17 protein-coding genes are annotated in these 19,459 nt (G+C 69.4%); 7 read left to right on the forward strand and 10 right to left on the reverse strand.

What is annotated here, in order from left to right; all coding sequences use genetic code 11:
• The first annotated feature begins 16 nt into the window (after window positions 1–16).
• Window positions 17–1,366, forward strand: a complete 1,350-nt coding sequence (locus G6N31_RS07680) for a lipase family protein (protein WP_098001358.1) — start codon at window positions 17–19, stop codon at window positions 1,364–1,366.
• Here the strand turns inward: G6N31_RS07680 and G6N31_RS07685 are convergent.
• The 3 genes from G6N31_RS07685 to bioB are packed head-to-tail and all read right to left on the reverse strand — an operon-like array spanning window position 1,317 to window position 3,177.
• Window positions 1,317–1,958, reverse strand: a complete 642-nt coding sequence (locus tag G6N31_RS07685; RefSeq protein WP_098001357.1) for a DUF2567 domain-containing protein — start codon at window positions 1,956–1,958, stop codon at window positions 1,317–1,319. The genes G6N31_RS07680 and G6N31_RS07685 overlap by 50 nt on opposite strands.
• Window positions 1,955–2,182, reverse strand: coding sequence for a biotin synthase auxiliary protein BsaP (gene bsaP, locus G6N31_RS07690; RefSeq protein ID WP_098001355.1), 228 nt, complete (start codon window positions 2,180–2,182; stop codon window positions 1,955–1,957). The genes G6N31_RS07685 and bsaP overlap by 4 nt, the downstream gene beginning before the upstream one ends.
• Window positions 2,182–3,177, reverse strand: a complete 996-nt coding sequence (gene bioB, locus G6N31_RS07695) for a biotin synthase BioB (RefSeq protein WP_098001499.1) — start codon at window positions 3,175–3,177, stop codon at window positions 2,182–2,184. The genes bsaP and bioB overlap by 1 nt, the downstream gene beginning before the upstream one ends.
• A 175-nt stretch (window positions 3,178–3,352) precedes the next feature.
• Between bioB and G6N31_RS07700 the strand changes: the two genes are divergently transcribed.
• On the forward strand, window positions 3,353–3,925 hold the full coding sequence (locus G6N31_RS07700) for a TetR/AcrR family transcriptional regulator C-terminal domain-containing protein (RefSeq protein WP_098001353.1): 573 nt from the start codon (window positions 3,353–3,355) through the stop codon (window positions 3,923–3,925).
• 2 nt (window positions 3,926–3,927) lie between these two features.
• On the opposite strand, the gene G6N31_RS07705 is transcribed toward G6N31_RS07700, so the two are convergent.
• Genes G6N31_RS07705 through G6N31_RS07720 form a run of 4 tightly spaced genes read right to left on the reverse strand, consistent with a single transcriptional unit; the run spans window position 3,928 to window position 7,611 of the window.
• Window positions 3,928–4,452, reverse strand: a complete 525-nt coding sequence (locus G6N31_RS07705) for a 2'-5' RNA ligase family protein (protein ID WP_098001351.1) — start codon at window positions 4,450–4,452, stop codon at window positions 3,928–3,930.
• The gene (gene bioD, locus G6N31_RS07710) at window positions 4,452–5,132 is read right to left on the reverse strand and encodes a dethiobiotin synthase (protein ID WP_098001349.1); all 681 of its coding nucleotides are present in this window, start codon (window positions 5,130–5,132) and stop codon (window positions 4,452–4,454) included. Before bioD ends, G6N31_RS07705 begins: the two co-directional genes overlap by 1 nt.
• On the reverse strand, window positions 5,129–6,271 hold the full coding sequence (locus tag G6N31_RS07715; protein WP_098001347.1) for an 8-amino-7-oxononanoate synthase: 1,143 nt from the start codon (window positions 6,269–6,271) through the stop codon (window positions 5,129–5,131). Before G6N31_RS07715 ends, bioD begins: the two co-directional genes overlap by 4 nt.
• Window positions 6,272–6,309: 38 nt before the next feature.
• Window positions 6,310–7,611 (reverse strand): adenosylmethionine--8-amino-7-oxononanoate transaminase, encoded by a 1,302-nt coding sequence (locus tag G6N31_RS07720; protein ID WP_098001345.1) that lies wholly within the window; start codon window positions 7,609–7,611, stop codon window positions 6,310–6,312.
• A 23-nt stretch (window positions 7,612–7,634) separates the two neighbouring features.
• Between G6N31_RS07720 and sucT the strand changes: the two genes are divergently transcribed.
• Genes sucT through treZ form a run of 4 tightly spaced genes read left to right on the forward strand, consistent with a single transcriptional unit; the run spans window position 7,635 to window position 16,021 of the window.
• The gene (gene sucT, locus G6N31_RS07725; RefSeq protein ID WP_163722093.1) at window positions 7,635–9,827 is read left to right on the forward strand and encodes an acetyltransferase SucT; all 2,193 of its coding nucleotides are present in this window, start codon (window positions 7,635–7,637) and stop codon (window positions 9,825–9,827) included.
• Window positions 9,827–11,977, forward strand: a complete 2,151-nt coding sequence (gene glgX, locus G6N31_RS07730) for a glycogen debranching protein GlgX (protein ID WP_098001495.1) — start codon at window positions 9,827–9,829, stop codon at window positions 11,975–11,977. The genes sucT and glgX overlap by 1 nt, the downstream gene beginning before the upstream one ends.
• Window positions 11,978–11,979: 2 nt before the next feature.
• Entirely contained in the window at window positions 11,980–14,280 is a 2,301-nt protein-coding gene (gene treY / locus G6N31_RS07735) for a malto-oligosyltrehalose synthase (RefSeq protein ID WP_098001343.1), read from the forward strand.
• Window positions 14,273–16,021, forward strand: a complete 1,749-nt coding sequence (gene treZ, locus G6N31_RS07740; protein WP_098001493.1) for a malto-oligosyltrehalose trehalohydrolase — start codon at window positions 14,273–14,275, stop codon at window positions 16,019–16,021. Before treY ends, treZ begins: the two co-directional genes overlap by 8 nt.
• A gap of 27 nt (window positions 16,022–16,048) precedes the next feature.
• Here treZ and ilvA read toward each other — a convergent pair whose 3' ends face one another.
• Window positions 16,049–17,314 carry a threonine ammonia-lyase IlvA gene (gene ilvA, locus G6N31_RS07745; RefSeq protein ID WP_420090102.1) on the reverse strand — a complete coding sequence of 422 codons (1,266 nt, stop codon included), beginning with the start codon at window positions 17,312–17,314 and terminating at the stop codon, window positions 16,049–16,051.
• Window positions 17,315–17,572: 258 nt separating this feature from the next.
• Here ilvA and G6N31_RS07750 point away from each other — a divergent pair, with 258 nt between their 5' ends.
• Entirely contained in the window at window positions 17,573–17,809 is a 237-nt protein-coding gene (locus G6N31_RS07750; RefSeq protein ID WP_098001341.1) for a hypothetical protein, read from the forward strand.
• On the opposite strand, the gene G6N31_RS07755 is transcribed toward G6N31_RS07750, so the two are convergent.
• Both G6N31_RS07755 and G6N31_RS07760 read right to left on the reverse strand, forming a co-directional pair.
• The gene (locus G6N31_RS07755; RefSeq protein ID WP_163722095.1) at window positions 17,797–19,053 is read right to left on the reverse strand and encodes a Zn-dependent hydrolase; all 1,257 of its coding nucleotides are present in this window, start codon (window positions 19,051–19,053) and stop codon (window positions 17,797–17,799) included. The genes G6N31_RS07750 and G6N31_RS07755 overlap by 13 nt on opposite strands.
• Window positions 19,034–19,444 (reverse strand): allophanate hydrolase-related protein, encoded by a 411-nt coding sequence (locus G6N31_RS07760; protein WP_098001337.1) that lies wholly within the window; start codon window positions 19,442–19,444, stop codon window positions 19,034–19,036. Before G6N31_RS07760 ends, G6N31_RS07755 begins: the two co-directional genes overlap by 20 nt.
• Window positions 19,445–19,459: the final 15 nt, after the last annotated feature.

Consider the following 19,459-nt stretch of genomic DNA (forward strand, 5'->3'; position numbering starts at 1 on the left):
AAGTAAGAATGCCTGGATGGACTTGGGCAGCGTGGCACGGTCGACCGGTGCGGAGTGGATCGGTCAGGCGCCGCACGAGCCGCTGCGCAGCGCACGTCCGGTAATCCCCAGCGAAGATCCGTTCTATCGGCCTCCCGAGGGCTTCGAGCACGCCCGCCCGGGCACGGTGCTGCGGACCCGTGACGTCGAGCTGGCCTTCCTCGGCATCATCCGGCAGAAGCTGGTCGCCACCCAGCTGCTGTACCGCACCACCGACCTCAACGGCACCGCGCAGGCCACGGTGACCACGGTGATCAGCCCCGCGGAGCGGTCCGACCGCACGCCGCTGCCGATCGTGTCCTACCAGTGCGCCATCGACGCCGTGGCCGGCCGCTGCTTCCCGTCGTACGCGCTGCGCCGCGGCGCCAAGGCCATCGGGTCGTTCGCCCAGTTCGAGTTCCTGCTGGTGGCAGCGGCGCTGGCCGAGGGCTGGGCGGTCTCGGTCCCCGACCACGAGGGACCCTCCGGCATGTGGGGCGCGCCGCACGAACCCGGCTACCACGTCCTCGACGGGGTCCGCGCGGCGATCAACCACCAATCGTTCGGGCTGAGCCCGGAGTCCCCGGTGGGTCTGTGGGGTTATTCGGGCGGCGGACTGGCGTCTGCGTGGGCCGCCGAAGTGCACGACAGCTACGCGCCCGAGCTCAACCTGGTCGGCGCCGTCCTGGGATCCCCGGTCGGCGATCTCGGTCACGCATTCAAGCGCCTCAACGGCAGCATCTACTCCGGTCTGCCCGCGCTCGTCGTGGCCGCCCTGACCCACGTCTACCCGGACCTGCACCGGATCATCGACGAGCACGCCACCGTCGAAGGCAAGGCCAAGCTGGCCCGCATCGAGAAGATGACCACCGCGCACGCGCTGCTGTCGTTCCTCGGCCGCGACATGGGCACGATGATCGACCGCCCCCTCGAGGAGATCCTGCTGACCCCGGTGGTGCAGAAGGTGTTCGCCGACATCAAACTCGGCACCTGCGCGCCGAAGACGCCCGTGCTGATCGTGCAGGCCGTGCATGACCGGATCGTGTCGGTCGACGACATCGACGTGTTGACCGAGACGTACACCCGCGGCGGAGCCAGCGTGACCTACCACCGCGACATGTTCAGCGAACATCTGCTGCTGCACCCGATGTCGGCTCCGATGACGCTGCGCTGGTTGCGGGACCGGTTCGCCGGCCGGCCGCTCGGCGCACACATCGCCCGCACCAAGTGGCCCACGCTGCTGAACCCGGCGACCTACCGGGGCATGCTGACGCTGACCAAGATCACCGCCAAGGTCCTCACGGGACGACGGGTGGAACGTCAGCCTCTGTCGCGATTCGATCAGTGAGCACCCTCGGATAGTCCACCGGTGGCCACGCGCCGAGGTCGTCGCGCGGTGTCGACACCGCGGCCAGCACGTACACCCCGGCGATCACGGCGGCCGGCAGTAACAGCGTCAGCGCGATCTGCCAGGGGGTGTGTCCGAAGAACACCGCCGGCGCCTCGATGATGTAGTGCACGCGGCGGTCCTCGGACACCGGTGCCGTCGCGACGTCGACCGCACCGTAGCGCCAGCGCGCCACCAGCGCACCGGTCCCCGCGGCTGCGACCGCCGCACCGACCGCACCGACGCTGAGCGCGGCCGTCATCGCCGGGCCGCGGTGGGCCCGCCACTGCCACGCCCACACCGCCGCCACGACGGCCAGCACACAGAGCATGCCGCAGAACAGCGCCGCCGCGGTGAACCAATGGTCGGCCTCGCTACCCAGGGCCGCCTTGACGCGGTCCCCGCTGCGGGTGAGCGCCACGACACCGCGGATGGGCGGGGCCAGCAGCCCCCACACCGCCCCCACCAGCGCGCCGGCGGCGACCAGCGCCGACACGGTCCGCAGCAACGCGCGGGGCCGGGAGACCGTCGGTTCGGACACCGCGGGGGTCATCGGTACAGATCCAGGTCGCGCGAGTCGACCAGACCGTGGCGTGAGCACTTGGCCCACCATCCGTCCGGGCGCACCTGCACGATCATCCGGCGGCCACACGCGGCGCAGAAGCGGGGCGGTTCCAGACCGAGCTCCGCCGCGGTCGGAACAGTGCTGTCGGCCGGACCGCCGGTATAGACGTTGTAGGTTCCCGCGCCCACCGGCGCCGGGAGATCGGCGATCATCACAGGCTGGCGTTGAGCGCCTTGATCGGCATCTGCAGGTCGTCGAGCAGCTCGAGATCCGCCTCGGCGGGGCGTCCCAGCGTGGTCAGGTAATTGCCGACGATCACGGCGTTGATGCCGCCGAGAATGCCCTTCTTGGCGCCCAGGTCGCCGAGGGTGATCTCGCGGCCGCCCGCAAAACGCAGCATGGTGCGCGGCAGCGCCAGACGGAAGGCCGCGACAGCCCGCAGCGCCTCGCCGGCCGGCAACACCTCCAGGTCGCCGAACGGGGTGCCCGGACGCGGATTGAGGAAGTTCAGCGGGACCTCGTGCGGATCCAGCTCGGCCAGGTTGGCGGCGAACTCCGCGCGCTGCTCCAGCGTCTCGCCCATGCCGAGGATGCCGCCGCAGCAGACCTCCATACCGGCCTCGCGCACCATCTGCAGTGTGCCCCAGCGCTCTTCCCAGGAATGGGTGGTGACGACGTTGGTGAAGAACGACCGGGCGGTCTCCAGATTGTGGTTGTAGCGGTGCACACCCATCGCCGCGAGCTGGTCGACCTGCTCCTGGGTGAGCATGCCCAACGAGCACGCGATCTGGATGTCGACCTCATTGCGGATGGCTTCGATACCGGCAGCCACCTGGGCCAGCAGCCGCTCGTCGGGGCCGCGCACCGCGGCGACGATGCAGAATTCCGTCGCGCCGGTCTTGGCCGTCTGCTTGGCGGCCTCGACCAGGCTCGGGATGTCCAACCAGGCGCTGCGCACCGGCGAGGCGAAAAGGCCGGACTGTGAACAGAAGTGGCAGTCCTCGGGACAGCCGCCGGTCTTGAGGCTGATGATGCCTTCGACCTCGACGTCGGGACCGCACCACCGCATGCGCACGTCATGAGCGAGCGCCAGCAGGTCGTCGAGTTGGTCGTCGGGCAACTGCAGCACCTGCAGGGTCTGCTCCTGGTCGAGACCTTCGCCGCGCTCGAGTACCTGCTCGCGGGCCACCGCCAGAATGTCGCTCACCGATCGCCTTCCGTCCGTTACCTGAAAACCGTCGGCGAGCCGACAGTTGAACACGTCGGTCGAACCGACAGTTGAACACGTCGGTCGAACCGACAGTTGAACACGTCGGTCGAACCGACAGTTGAACACGTCGGTCGAACCGACAGTTGAACACCGTTCAGGTTAGGCTACCGGCGTGCAGCTCCACAAACGCGACGTGGTCGCGGCGGCGACCTCGCTGCTGGACGCGTACGGAATGGCCGACCTGACCATGCGGCGGTTGGCGCGCGAGCTCGCGGTCTCCCCCGGCGCTCTGTACTGGCACTTCGCCAACAAGCAGCAGTTGCTCGGCGCCGTCGCCGACCATCTGCTGCCGGGCTTCGACGACGTGACCGGCAGTTGGCACGAGCGGATCGCAGCCCTGTGCCACCGCCTTCGCGATGCGCTGCTGTCGCACACCGACGGCGCGGAGTTGGTGTCGGCCAGCTTCGCTGCCGGCCAGTCGGCGGCCATGGACCATCTGCTGACGGTGCTCGGTGCCGCCGCGGTCGAGGCCGGCGTGGGCTCCGGCAACGCCGAGCTGGCCGCTCGGACGGTGGTCTACTACGTCCTGGGGTTCACCGCCGACGAACAGTCGCGGCTGCAGTGGGACGCCGCGGGGGCCGATGTCACGCAGCCGGTGTGGACCGAAAATCCCACGGCGCGTTTCACTTTCGGGTTGCAACTGTTGGTGGACGGCATCGCCGCGCACAGCCGGACACGGAGCTGACCTCACCCGATCGGGTGGACGACCTTGGCATCGCCGTCCCAGTGGCGCAGCGCCACGGCCGTGCCGCGGATGTCACGGTTCACCCGGGGCAGCCCGACGGCGGTGCCCAGCCGGTCGGCAGGCACCCGCCGGGCCAGCGTCACATGCGGGGTCCAATGCCCCGGATCGGCATGTGGGAGCGGCCCTTTCGGCATGTGCGGAACGGTCAGTCGATGTGTCTCGGCGTGCAGGTCCAACAGCGGTGCCGACGGCACCACCAGGCGTACCAGCGTGACCGCCCGGCCGGCCCCGAACAGCATCGGCGCGCCGATGACGCACGGCAGCGGTAGCCGGTCGAGCACCGGGCGCAGCGCTGAATCGACGGTGTCGTCGAGGTGCTCGGCTACGGTCAGCGTCACGTGCGGGCGGTTGGTCGGCGACCGGTGCCCGGCGAGGCTGCGGATCCCGGCCTCGGCGAGGTCGGACCACACCTGGCGAACCGCGGCGTCGGTGTCCGCGTCGAACAGCAACTCCACGGAGTGGACCATCAGCCGACCAGCGTCTGGACCCACGCGGTGTCGAAGGCCGCCGCGCTGACCGCCGCGAACTGCTCGGGCGTCATCGCCCCGGCACCGGCGGGCAGGACCGCCCGGACGGGCGCCTGGCGGGCCAGTGCGCCGCGGTTGTCGACTTCGGCCGGTCCGGGGTCGGCCGGCCACGCGCCGATCACTACGCCGGCGCAGGCCAGTCCCGCCGACCGCAGCGCCTCGAGGGTCAGGGCGGTGTGGTTGAGGGTGCCCAGCCCCGCGGCCACGACCACGAGGACCGGGGCGCCCAACTCTGCGGCGACGTCGCGCAGCGTCGCCCCGTCGGCGCCGATCTCGACGAGCAGCCCCCCCGCCCCTTCGACCAGCGTCAGCCGGCCCGGCCGGTCGGCTGCGATCGCCAGGTCGGTGAGCTCACGGCGAGCCGGAAGTTCGGCCCCGACCCGCCCGGCGGCGGCCAGCGGCGCAAGCGGCTCCGGGAATCGGGCCAGTGCGTGGAGTTCGGCCACCCCGGACAGTCGTCCCACCTCGGCCAGGTCGTCATCGCCGTCAGCGGTCCCGGTCTGCACCGGCTTGCACACCGCGACGTCGATGCCGGCCAGCCGCGCGTGGCAGGCCAGCGCGGCGGTGGCGACCGTCTTTCCGACGCCGGTGTCGGTTCCGGTGACGATGAGGACGCTCACGTCGGGGCCAGCACCTCGGTGAAGGCCTGGCGCGCCTGAGCCATCTCGTCGTCGGTCAGCGATGCCCGCGCCGTCAGCCGCAGGCGCGACGTTCCCGCCGGGACGGTGGGCGGCCGGAAGCATCCGACGCGAACACCGCGTTCCAGGCAGGCCGCGGTTGCGGCGACCGCGACCTCGGGCTCGCCCAGGATCACCGACACCACCGCCGACGGTGGCGTCTCGGCGACCCCGCACATCGCGGCCAGGTCGGCCGCGCGGTCGAGCACGCGCTGCGCTCGCCCCGGTTCTGCCTGGAGCACCTCGAGCGCGGCCAGGGCGGCGCCGACGGCCGCGGGCGCCAAGCCGGTGTCGAAGATGAACGGCCGCGCCGCGTCGATGAGGTGCTCACGCACCGCCGTCGGCGCGAGCACCACTCCACCCTGACTGCCCAACGCCTTGGACAGCGTCGTGGTCATCACGACATCGGGCGCGCCGGCCAGGCCGACCTCGTGCAGCAGGCCGCGCCCGCCGTCGCCGCGCACACCCAGACCGTGCGCCTCATCGACGAGCAGCAGCGCCCCGTGCCGGCGGCACACGTCATGCAGCGCCCGGATCGGTGCGAGCGTGCCGTCGGCCGAGAACACCGAGTCGGTGACCACGACGGCGCGGTCCTCGTCGCGGGCGGCCAACGCGGCCTCGACGGCGCCGACGTCGTTGTGCCCGGTGACGACCACGCGGGCGCGCGACAGGCGGCAGGCGTCGACCAGCGAGGCGTGCGTAAGCGCGTCGGAGACCACCAGCGATCCCGGGCCGGACAGCGCGACCACGGCGCCGAGGTTGGCGGTGTAGCCCGAGGAGAACACCAGGGCTGATGCGGCGCCGACGAATCCGGCGAGTTCCCGCTCGAAGGCTTCGTGCAGCTCGGTGTTCCCGGTGACCAAGCGCGACCCGGTCGACCCGGCACCCCACGTGCGCAGTGCGGTGACTCCGCCCTCGATGACGTCGGGGTGCTGCGACAACCCCAGGTAATCGTTGGAGGCCAGGTCCACCTCGGCGCCCACGGGCGGGCGCGCGCGCAGGCTGCGGCGCAGACCTTCGGCGCGGCGCCGGTCGGCCACCTCGGCCAGCCAGGCCAGCGGGTCGGCCCCGACGCCTGTCATGCGTGCTCCTCGCGATGGTGCCCGGTATTGAACACCGTTCAGGTTAGAGCACGGGCCACGGCGATCATCGCCGAGGTGATCTCACCGATCTCGACCGGCGTACAGATATACGGCGGCATCACGTAGATGAGATTGCGGAACGGCCGCAGCCACACGCCGTTCTCGACAGCCACCGGCGTCGCGACCCGTAGGTCGACGGGCCGGTCGGTCTCGATCACCCCGATCGCGCCGAGCACCCGCACGTCGACCACGTTGGGCAACGCCCGGGCCGGCGCCAGTCCGTCACACAGATCGGCCTCGATCGTGCGCACCCGGGCGCGCCAGTCGCCGGACAGCAGGAGTTCGACCGAGGCCACCGACACCGCGCAGGCCAGCGCGTTGGCCATGAACGTCGGGCCGTGCATCAGCGCACCCGGTTCGTGGTCGCTGATGGTCGAGGCCACATCCCGGGTGCACAGCGTCGCGGCCAGGGTGAGGTATCCCCCGGTCAGCGCTTTACCCACGCACATGATGTCGGGGCTGACACCGGCGTGGTCGGCTGCGAACAGTTCGCCGGTCCGGCCGAAACCGGTCGCGATCTCGTCGAAGATCAGCAACACCTCGTGCTCGTCGCAGATGTTGCGAAGGTCGGTCAGGTAGCGGGGATCGTGGAAACGCATGCCACCGGCGCCCTGGACGACGGGTTCGACGATCACCGCGGCGAGTTCATCGGCGTGCTCGGCGACCTGGGCGGCGAACGCCGCGCTGTACGCGGGGTCGTAGTCGGGCGGAACCGCCGGAGCGAACAGCTGCTCGGCCAGCAGCGAATGCGCACCCCGCCACAGCTGGTGCATGCCGCCGTCGGGGTCGCACACGCTCATCGGCGTGAAAGTGTCGCCGTGGTAGCCGCCGCGCCAGGTCATCAGCCTGCTCTTGGCGGCACGGCCGCTGCTGCGCCAGTACTGCAGCGCCATCTTGACCGCCACTTCGACCGACACCGAACCCGAGTCGCTGAAGAACACGGTTTCCAGACCCGGCGGGGTGACGTCGACCAACAGCTGGGCCAACCGCGCCGCCGGCTCGTGGGTCAACCCGCCGAACATCACATGGTTCATCCGCCCCAGCTGGCGGGTGATGGCGTCGTCGAGCACCGGGTGACCGTGCCCGTGCACCGCCGTCCACCAGGACGCCATCGCATCCAGCACCTCGACCTGCGCGCCCTGATAGGCCAGCGTCAGACGGGAACCGCGGGCGGCCAGCGCCACCAACGGCTCGAGCGTCCCGGGACCGATGGGGCTGTACGGATGCCAGATGTGAGCGGCGTCGATGGCGCTGATCTCGATGGGCGTCAACGCACTCACCTTCGGTAGATTAGCCCCCGATCATGATGACCCTCGCCCCCGCCCGGCCGGTGTCCCGCACCGCCCCGGGCTCAGTCCGGACTGCCGCGAATGCGTCGGTTCCCGGCATGGGCACCCGCACGTCCGGGTTCTACCGGCACGATCTGGACGGTCTGCGCGGCGTCGCGATCGCGCTGGTCGCCGTGTTCCACGTGTGGTTCGGTCGCGTCTCGGGCGGTGTCGACGTCTTCCTGGTGCTGTCCGGGTTCTTCTTCGGGGGACGGTTGCTGCGCGGAGCGCTGACCCCTGGAGTCTCCCTGCGCCCGGGCCCGGAGGTGACCCGGCTGATCCGCCGCCTGCTGCCGGCGCTGGTGGTGGTGCTGGCCGCGTCGGCCGTGCTGACCATCCTGATCCAGCCCGAGACCCGGTGGGAGACGTTCGCCGACCAGAGCCTGGCCAGCCTGGGCTATTACCAGAACTGGGAACTGGCGCGCACCGCGTCGGACTACCTGCGGGCCGGCGAGTCGGTCAGCCCGCTGCAGCACATCTGGTCGATGTCGGTGCAGGGCCAGTTCTACATCGCGTTCCTGGCGCTGGTCCTGCTCGCTGCGTTCGCGTTCCGCCGCCTGCTCGGCAGGCACGCGCGCGCGGCGTTCGTCGTGCTGTTGACCGGGCTGACCGTCGCGTCGTTCGTCTACGCGATCATCGCGCACAACACCGACCAGGCCACCGCCTACTACAACAGCTTCGCCCGCGCGTGGGAACTGCTGCTGGGTGCACTGGTGGGCGCCGTGGTGCCGCACGTGCGCTGCCCGATGTGGCTGCGCACCGTGATGGCCGTCGTCGCCCTCGGCGCGATCCTGTCCTGCGGCGCGCTGATCGACGGGGTTCACGAGTTCCCCGGTCCGTGGGCGCTGGTCCCGGTCGGCGCCACGCTGCTGTTCATCCTCTCGGCGGCCAACCGGCACGCCGATCCGCACACCGCCGGCCGGATCCCCGCACCCAACCGGCTGCTGGCCGCCAAACCGTTCATGACGCTGGGCTCGATGGCCTACTCGCTGTACCTGTGGCACTGGCCGCTGCTGATCTTCTACCTGGCCTACGCGGGCGGCTCGCGGGTCAACTTCCTCGAAGGCGCGGCCGTACTGGCCGTCTCGGCCCTACTGGCATGGCTGACCACCCGATATGTCGAGGAGCCGTTACGGGCACGCAAGTCGGCACCGGCTGCGCCGACCACGGCGGTGCCGCTGCGGTCGCGGCTGCGCAGGCCGACCATCGTGCTGGGCTCGACGGTGGCACTGCTCGGGGTGGCGCTGACCGCGACGTCGTTCACCTGGCGCGAGCACGTGATGGTGCTGCGCGCCAACGGCAAAGAGCTGTCCGGGCTGTCGGCGCGCGACTATCCCGGCGCCCGCGCCCTCGTGGACCAGGCCAAGGTGCCCAAGCTACCGATGCGCCCGACCGTCCTGGAAGCCGACGACGACATCCCGCAGACCACCGTCGACGGTTGCATCAGCGACTTCGACAACGTCACCGTCATCAACTGCACCTACGGTGACCGCACCGCGACCCGCACCATCGCGCTGGCGGGTGGCTCACATGCCGAGCACTGGATCACCGCGCTGGATCTTCTGGGACGGATGCACCACTTCAAGGTCGTCACCTATCTCAAGATGGGCTGCCCGCTGACCACTGACGAAACCCCGCGGGTGATGGGAAACAACGACCCCTACCCCAAGTGCCGCACGTGGAACGAGCGGGTGCTGCCCAGGATCGTGGCCGACCGGCCCGACTACGTGTTCACCACGTCGACGCGGCCGTGGAACATCAAGCCGGGCGACGTGATGCCGTCGGGGTACCTGGGCATCTGGGAAACGTTCGACGACAACGGAATCCCTGTCCTGGCGATGCGGGACACACCGTGGATGGTCCGTGACGGCGAACCGTTCCTCCCGGTGGACTGTCTGGCCGGCGGCGGTGACGCCATTTCCTGCGGTATCGAGCGATCCGAAGTACTCTCGGACTCCAATCCGACATTGGACTACACCGCGCGCTTCCCGTCGCTGATTCCGCTCGACATGAGCGACGCGGTGTGCCGTGCCGACTACTGCCGGGCGGTGGAGGGAAACGTGTTGCTCTACCACGACGCTCACCACATCTCGTCGACCTACATGCGCACCATGACCGGTGAGCTGGGCCGTCAGATCGCGGCGGCCACCCGCTGGTGGAAGGGCTGATGACCGGGCCGGAGCCGGCGTCGCTACCGATGGTGTGGCCCGGCACCTCGTATCCGCTGGGCGCCACCTACGACGGAGCGGGCACCAACTTCTCGCTGTTCTCCGAAGTCGCCGAGCGTGTCGAGCTGTGCCTGATCGGACGAGACGGCGGCGAACGGCGCATCGAACTCGAGGAAGTCGACGGCTACGTCTGGCACTGCTACCTGCCGACGGTCACGCCCGGACAGCGGTACGGATATCGGGTGCACGGCCCGTGGGATCCGGCCGCCGGGCATCGCTGCGACCCCAGCAAGCTGCTGCTCGATCCCTATGGCAAGGCGTTCGACGGCGACTTCCACTTCGGTCAGGCGCTGTACTCCTACGACCTGGAGGCCGACGATCTGGCCACCGGAGGGATCCCGCCGCAGCTGGACTCGCTGGGCCACACCATGGTCTCCGTCGTGATCAACCCGTTCTTCCAGTGGGGGTCCGATCGCCCACCGCGCACGCCCTACCACGAGACGGTGATCTACGAAGCCCACGTCAAGGGCATGACCCAGCGTCATCCGGGCATTCCCGACGAGTTGCGCGGGACGTACGCGGGCCTGGCGCATCCGGCGATCATCGACCACCTCAAGTCGCTCAGCATCACCGCGATCGAGTTGATGCCGGTGCATCAGTTCATGCACGATCACCGGCTGCTGGACCTCGGCCTGCGGAACTACTGGGGCTACAACACCTTCGGGTTCTTCGCCCCCCACAGCGAGTACGCCGCGACCCGCAGCGCCGGTGGCGCGGTGGCGGAGTTCAAGGCAATGGTCCGTGCGTTCCACGAGGCGGGCATCGAGGTCATCCTCGACGTGGTCTACAACCACACCGCGGAGGGCAATCACCTCGGCCCGACCATCAACTTCCGCGGCATCGACAACGCCGCGTACTACCGACTGCTCGACGAGGACAACCGCTACTACAAGGATTTCACCGGCACCGGCAACAGCCTCAACGCCCGTCATCCGCACACGTTGCAGCTCATCATGGACTCGTTGCGGTACTGGGTTCTCGACATGCACGTCGACGGATTCCGGTTCGATCTGGCCTCGACGCTGGCCCGCGAGTTCTACGACGTGGACCGGCTCTCGGCGTTCTTCGACATCATCCAGCAGGACCCGGTGCTCAGCCAGGTCAAGCTGATCGCCGAGCCGTGGGACGTCGGAGAAGGCGGCTACCAGGTCGGCAACTTCCCAGGTTTGTGGACCGAGTGGAACGGGAAGTATCGCGACACTGTGCGCGACTACTGGCGGGGCGAACCCGCAACCCTGGGCGAGTTCGCTTCCCGGCTGACCGGGTCGTCGGATCTGTACGAGGCGACCGGCCGCCGGCCGAGCGCCAGCATCAACTTCGTGACCTGCCACGACGGTTTCACTCTCAACGACCTGGTGTCCTACAACGAGAAGCACAACCAGGCCAACGGCGAGGACAACCGCGACGGGGAGAGTCACAACCGGTCGTGGAACTGCGGCGTCGAGGGTCCCACCGATGACCCGCAGATCAACGAGTTGCGCCGTCAGCAGATGCGCAACATCATGGCCACGCTGATGCTGTCCCAGGGCACTCCGATGATCTCGCACGGCGACGAGATCGGTCGCACCCAATCAGGTAACAACAACGTCTACTGCCAGGACTCCGAGCTGTCGTGGATGGACTGGGCGCTGTGTGAGACCAACGCCGATGTGCTGGAGTTCACCCGTAAGGTGATCCGTTTCCGCAAGAGCCATCCGGTGTTCCGGCGCCGGCGCTTCTTCGAGGGCAAGCCGATCCGCAGCGGCCATCAGGTCCGCGACATCGCGTGGCTGACCCGGTCGGGCAAGGAGATGGAGCTCGAGGACTGGGGCTCGGGTCTGGACGAGTGCGTCGCGGTGTTCCTCAACGGCGACGCGATTCCGGCGCCCGACGAACGCGGGGAGCGCGTCGTCGACGAGTCCTTCCTGCTGTGCTTCAACGCCCACGACGAGCCCCAGGACTTCGTGACCCCGGACCACGACTACGCCCGGCGTTGGGTCGGCGCCCTGGACACCGGCCACGTCACCGGCGATACCGACCTCGACGTCATTGCAGGGCAGAAGATTTCACTGCAGCCCCGGTCGCTGCTCGTGCTGCGCAAGGTGGCGTGACCATGGCTGTGCTGTCCACCTACCGGCTGCAGATGCGCGGCGCGGCCAGCGGCGACGCGTTCACCTTCGCCGACGCCGAGGAGCTCGTCGACTACTTCGCCGAGCTGGGCGTGTCACATCTGTACCTGTCCCCCATCCTGACCGCCGCGCACGGCTCGACACACGGCTACGACGTCACCGACCCGACCACCGTGTCCGCGGAGCTCGGCGGGCCGGAAGGTCTGCACCGGCTGGCCGCGGCCGCGCGGGCGGCCGGTCTGGGTCTGGTGGTCGACATCGTGCCCAATCACGTCGGTGTCGACGTCCCCCGGCAGAACGCGTGGTGGTGGGATCTGCTGACCCACGGTCGCCGGTCGGAGTACGCATCGTTCTTCGACATCGACTGGGATCTCGACCCGGACGGCCGGATCATCCTGCCCGTACTCGGTTCCGATGACGACGTCGACGATCTCGTCGTCGACGGAGATCAGCTGCGTCTCGGCGACCTCGCCTACCCGATCGCCCCCGGCACCGCCGACGCCGGCGCCTCGGGTGCGCAGGTGCACGACCGCCAGCATTACCGGCTGGTCGGCTGGCGCAGCGGGGTCTGCGGTTACCGCCGGTTCTTCTCCATCACGTCGCTGGCCGGCCTCCGTCAGGAGGACCGTGCGGTCTTCGACACCACGCACACCGAGGTCGGACGCTGGTTCTCCGCGGAACTGGTCGACGGCATCCGCATCGACCATCCGGACGGGTTGTCCGATCCGGCCGGCTATCTGGTCTGGCTGCGACAGCTGATCGGGCCGCACGCGTGGCTGGTCATCGAGAAGATCCTGGCCGTCGACGAGGCACTCGACCTCAGCCTGCCGGTCCAGGGCACCACCGGATACGACGCGCTGCGCGAAGCCGGTGGCGTGTTCGTCGACCCGTCCGGCGAGGAAGCGTTGACCGAACTCGTCGAGTCGCCGGGCGGCGATTACGCGGCCATGCCCGACGTCGCTCGCCGCCTGAAGGTACAGGCGGTGACCGCGACGCTGGCCAGCGAACTCGCGCGGCTGTGCCGCACCGCCGTCGCGACGACCGGTCGGGATCACCCGTTGCTGCCGGATGCGGTGGCGGCCGTGCTCAGTCACGTGGGCGTGTACCGCTCCGACTACCCCGCACTGTCGGCGGTGCTTCCCGGCGCGTTGGCCGCGACCGCGGTCGACCACCCCCATCTCGACGAGCCGTTGACCCTGCTGGCCGCGGCGCTGGCCGGTAGCCCCGAAGTCGAGGTCCGCCTGCAACAGCTCTGCGGCGCGGCGACGGCGAAGTCCATGGAGGACTGCCTGTTCTATCGGGACGCACGCCTGGTCTCGCTCAACGAGGTCGGCGGCGAACCGGACAAGTTCGGCGTCAGCACCGCGGAGTTCCATCGCCGGGCGGCCGTACGCGCGGCCCTGTGGCCGCAGGCGATGACCACCCTTAGCACCCACGACACCAAGCGGGGGGAAGACGTACGCGCCCGCATCGGCGTGCTGTCTCAGGTTCCTTCGTTGTGGGCCGAAATGGTCCGCGGGTGGGAGCGAGTCAACCCCAGCCCCGATGCCCAGACCGCTTTGTTCCTGTGGCAGAACATCTTCGGGGTGTGGCCGACCGACGGCGCGGTGACCGACGAGCTGCGCCACCGACTGCACGCCTACACCGAGAAGGCGATCCGCGAAGCCGCGTTGCATACCGCCTGGAACGACCCCGACGACGGGTTCGAATCTGCGGTACACGCCTGGCTGGACACCGTTTTCGACGGCCCGATCGCGACGGAGATGACCGAGCTGGTCGCCCGGATCGATCAGCACGCTCGTTCGGATGCACTCGGCCAGAAGCTGATCGCGCTCACCGCGCCCGGCGTACCCGATGTCTATCAGGGCACCGAGCTGTGGGAGGACAGCCTCGTCGATCCCGACAACCGGCGCCCGGTGGACTACGCCGCTCGCCGGGAGGCGCTGCGGCAGCTGGCACATCCGAAGATCCGGGTGGTGCGGACCGCGCTGCAGCTGCGGCGGGAGCGACCCGAGACGTTCCTGGCCGGCGGGCATCGTCCCGTGCTCGCCGACGGTGAGAACGCCGGCCATGTGGTGGCGTTCCTGCGCGGCGATGACGTGCTCGTCGCGGTCAGTCGCTGGACGGTGCGGCTGGCCGACAACGGCTGGGGCGACACCACGGTCACGCTGCCCACGGGCGCCTGGACCGACCGCCTCAGCGGTGCCGCGTACAGCGGAACGGTGCGCGCCGAGGACTTATTCGCCAACCTTCCGGTAGCTCTGCTGGTGCATGGCGATGACTGATCCCGACACCCGCAACGACCACGAATTCGCCGTCTGGGCACCCATTCCCGAACGGGTGCGGCTGGACGTCGAGGGTGTCCTGCACCCCATGGAGCGCGACGAGAAGGGTTGGTGGCGTGCGGTCGTCGAGGCCGCCGCGGACGCGCGATACGGTTACGTCCTCGACGATGACCCCACAGTGCTGCCCGACCCCCGCTCGCCCCGGCAGCCCGACGGAGTGCACGAACGCTCACAGTTGTGGCAACCCGGCCCCCGCGCCGAGGCCGCGGGCGGATGGCAGGGGCGCTCGATCGAGGGCGCCGTCATCTACGAACTGCATATCGGAACCTTCACACCGGCGGGGACCTTCGACTCCGCGATCGACAAGCTCGACCACCTGGTCGACCTCGGCGTCGACTTCGTGGAGGTGATGCCGGTCAACGCCTTCGGCGGCACCCACGGCTGGGGCTACGACGGGGTGCTGTGGTACGCCGTGCACGAACCCTACGGCGGCCCCGACGGACTGGTCAGATTCATCGACGCCTGCCACACCCGCGGCCTCGGCGTGCTCATCGACGCGGTGTTCAACCACCTCGGACCGTCGGGCAACTACCTGCCCAAGTTCGGGCCGTACCTGTCGAGCGGATCCAATCCGTGGGGCGAGTCGATCAACATCGCCGACGCCGGCGCCGACCAGGTCCGCCGCTACATCCTCGACTGCGCACGGCGCTGGATGCGCGTCTTCGGCGCCGACGGACTGCGGCTCGACGCCGTCCACGCCCTCGTCGACACCACCGCGTACCACATTCTCGAAGAGCTCTCCGCCGAAACCGACGAGCTGTCAAGCGACCTCGGGCGTCCCCTGTCGTTGGTCGCCGAGAGCGACATGAACGATCCGCGGCTGATCACCCCCCGCGCTCACGGAGGTCTGGGGATGACCGCGCAGTGGGATGACGACATCCACCACGCCATCCATACCGCGGTCTCGGGCGAGCGCCAGGGCTACTACGGCGACTTCGGCACGCTGGAGACGCTGGCGACGACGTTGCGCCACGGCTACTTTCACGCCGGCACGTACTCGTCGTTCCGGCAGCGCCGCCACGGACGCCCGCTCGACACCGCGACGATCCCGGCCACCCGGTTGTTGGCGTACACCCTCACCCACGACCAGGTCGGCAACCGGGCCATCGGCGATCGGCCATCACAGAACCTCGCCATGGGCCAGCTCGCGATCAAGGCGACTCTGGCTCTCGGGTCACCGTATACGGCAATGCTTTTCATGGGCGAGGAGTGGGCCTCCAGTTCGCCGTTCCTGTTCTTCAGCTCCCACCCCGAACCGGAGTTGGCCCGAGCCACCGCCGAGGGGCGCAAGCGCGAGTTCGCCGACCACGGATGGGACGCCGACGAGATCCCCGATCCGCAGGACCCGCAGACGTTCGAACGCTCGAAGCTGATGTGGGACGAGGTCACCACCGGCGAGCACGGCCGGCTGTATGCGTTCTACCGGGATCTGATCCGGCTGCGCCACACCGAACCCGACCTGGCCGACCCGTGGCTGGATCATCTGCAGATCGACTACGACGAAACGGCCCGCTGGTTCTTGATGCGCCGGGGCGGCTTCGCAATCGTCTGCAACCTCGGCACCGAGACCGTCGAGGTGCCGGCTTCCGGTGACGTGGTGTTGGCCTGGGGCGAGCCGGATGTCGCCGGCGACATCACCCGGTTGGGTGGTCACTCCGTGGCGGTGCTGCGGTCACGCTGACCCGCTGGTAGCCCTGGCCCCACGGCGTCAGGTCAGATAGCGATAGGTGGGCGAGCCCGGCTCGAGCAGTTCGATGTGGCACTCCGAGGCCTGCATCCGCTCCAGCAGACCCTCCAGATCGGAGGCAGACGCCAGTTCGATGCCGACCAGGGCCTCTCCGGTCTCGCGGTTGTTGCGCTTGACGTACTCGAACAACGTGATGTCGTCGTTGGGTCCGAGGACGTCATCGAGGAAACGGCGCAGCGCGCCGGGCTCCTGCGGGAAGTCCACCAGGAAATAGTGCTTGAGGCCCAGGTGTACCAGGGAGCGTTCGAGCACCTCGCCGTAGCGCGACACGTCGTTGTTGCCGCCGGAGATCAGGCAGACCACCGTCGAGCCCGGTTCGATGTCGGCGTCGAGCAGCGCGGCCACCGACAGGGCGCCGGCCGGTTCGGCGATGATGCCCTCGTTCTGATAGAGGTCGAGCATTGCGGTGCACACCGCGCCTTCGTCGACGGTGGTCATCGACACCATGTCACCGGCGGCGGACAACACCGCGAACGGCAGGGTGCCGACCCGCGCGACCGCCGCGCCGTCGACGAACTGGTCGACGTGGTCGAGGGTGACGGGTGTGCCGCCGGCCAGCGCGGCCACCACCGAGGCCGCCCCCGCCGGCTCCGCGCCCAGCACCGATGTGGCGGTGGTGCGCTCGGCGAAATAGGTTGTCATGCCGCTGATGCAGCCGCCGCCACCGACCGGCACGATCACCAGGTCGGGTTCGCCGCCGAGCTGCTCGAGGATCTCAACGGCGATGGTGCCCTGACCGGCCATCGTGCGCAGGTCGTCGTAGGGCGGAACCAGAGTTGCACCGGTGCGGGCCACGTCGTCGAGCGCGGCCTGGGCGGCCATGTCGTAGGTCTTGCCCCCGACGATCAGGTCGATGAAGTCGCCGCCGTGGTAGCGAATCCGGCTGCGCTTCTGCTTCGGCGTCTTGGCGGGGACATACACCCTGCCCCGGATCCCCATCGACCGGCATGCCAGCGCAAACCCCTGCGCATGGTTGCCGGCCGATGAGCAGACCACCCCGGCGGCGGTCTCCTCGGCGCCGAGCTGCATGAGCAGGTTGTAGGCGCCGCGCAGCTTGTAGGACCGCACGGCCTGCAGGTCCTCGCGCTTCAGGTACACCTGGGCACCGGTGATGTCGGACAACCGGTCGCTGAACTGCAGGGGCGTCTGGGTGACCACGCCGGCGATTCGCCGCGCAGCCTCGTCGATGTCCGCCGCGCACAGCGGCGAGCGCTCGTCGGCAGTCATCTTCTCCTCGCGCGAGCGCTCGTCGGCAGCCATCTTCTCCTCGCGCGAGCGCTCGTCGGCCGGATCGAGGCGGTACTGCCGGCTCAGCTCGGTGGACACCGGTCAATGGTGCCACTGAGCAGCGGTCAAGCGGAAACCGGATTTCCCGCCCGGCCGGCGACGCCCACCGGAAGCCCGCAGACAAGCCAGCCGAAACAGCCGCCCCACATCCGGTGTTTCGGGTGGCCGAAAACTTGCATAAGGGTTATCGTCGACACCATGACCACGGCTGAACACGCCCGCGACCTCGGCGCTCGGCGCGCCGCGACGGTCTCGATCGCCGGTGTCCCGTGGCCGCTGTACAAGGTGGTGGCGTTGATCGTCGGGCTCGCCACTTTCATCGTGGTCGGCGCGATCGCGGCCTCCGCCGCGCCCGCGGTGCTCATCGGCGCCGGGGCGGCCACCCTGGCCTGGATCGGCGGTTCGTTGATCGGCTCTGTGGGCTACGGGAGCTGAGCGTCGGCCGCGACGAGCGCGCGCAGCAGGACATTCGCGCCGAGCACCAGGTCACTCGGGTCGGTCGCCTCGTCCGGCGAGTGGCTGACGCCCCCCACGCTCGGGACGAACACCATCGCCATCGGCGCTATCGCCGACATGACCTGGGCGTCATGACCCGCCCCGCTCGGTAGCTCCAGCCACGGCACCTCCAGTTCATCGGCTGCATCGATGATGTGCTCCGTGAGCCGCCGATCCGTGGCGACCGGGCTCTGACAGGTACCGGGTGTCAGGGTGATCAGCGTGCGGGTCCGGCGGGCGATGTCGGTCACTTCCCGATCCAGGCGCGCGTACGCGTCGGCAATCCGCTCGGCCCTGCCGTCACGGATGTCGACACCGAGCAGCGCCTCCCCCGCAACCACGTTGCGCGCTCCCGTCCGGAGGCCGAGGACGCCAGTGGTCGCGACCCGTACGTGGCCGTCGGTGGCCAGCCGTTCCACCGCGAGCACCACGCGCGCGGCGGCCACCGCGGCGTCGCGACGATGGTTCATCGGGGTCGAGCCGGCATGGTTGGCCTCGCCGGTGATCGTCACGGCAACACTCAGCTGGCCGGTGACCTCGGTGACCACCCCGATACGTGCGCCCTCCGAATGCAGTACCGGGCCCTGCTCGATGTGCAACTCGATGAAGCCGGCGATCCGGTCCGGTGACCACCTGGCGTCGGCGATACGCTGCGGATCACCGCCCGCGGAACGGATCCGCTCGGCGAGCGTGACGGCTCCGTCACCGGGCCGGGCCAGGTCCTCGGGTGTGAGCAGCCCGGCCATCGCTTTCGAACCGACCATGCCGGGCGTGCCACGAGTACCTTCCTCGTTGCTGAACGCCACCACGACCAGGTCGTGCCGCAGCGTCGTCCCCGATGCGCACAGGGCCTGCGCCACCGCGAGGGCGGCCACCACCCCGGCCGGACCGTCCAGCGCACCGGCCCTGGTCACGCTGTCGAGGTGACTGCCGCTCAGCAGGGCGCCGGCGCCGGGGTCGCTGCCCGGCAGCCGACCGAACAGGTTGGTGGCCTGGTCGATCCAGACTTGCAGACCAGCCTCGGCCATCCACCTCGCCACGGTCTCGCGGGCATGAACGTCCTCTGGCGAGTAGGCCAGCCGGGTCACCCCGCCGGCCGGATCGGCTCCGATCGCCGCCAGAGCGTCGAGTCGATCGACGACGTGCTCTGCGGCGACCGCGAGGTCACAGCCCGAGGACGTCATGAACCCGGGCATTGGCCGCGAGATGGGACTGGTAGGCGCGCCAACCGCCGAAGTCGGCGATGTCGACGACTTTGTCGCCGGTCGCGATCCGGTTCGGCTGCAGGATCATTGCTCGTACGGCCGTTCCGCAGGCGAGGTGAATCGTCCCGAGCTCGAGCTCCTTGGGCTCCTGCGGTAGGAGCGTGTCGAACAAGAGACTGTCGGACATCTCGTAGAGCTCGCCGACGATCGGCAGCCCACCACTCGATACGGGGAACAGGCCGGGGAACTCGTCGCGAACGGCGAAGAACCGGAAGTCCGGCGCAGTGGTGGCCGGACCGAGAGGCCTCGCTAGACCGGCGATGCAGCCATGGTCCTTCTGGCCGGACATGGCGGTGCCGTTGAGGAACATCTGATGCACGGAAAG

Origin of the sequence: Mycolicibacterium duvalii (assembly GCF_010726645.1) — a bacterium.
GTDB classification, from domain to species: Bacteria; Actinomycetota; Actinomycetes; order Mycobacteriales; family Mycobacteriaceae; genus Mycobacterium; species Mycobacterium duvalii.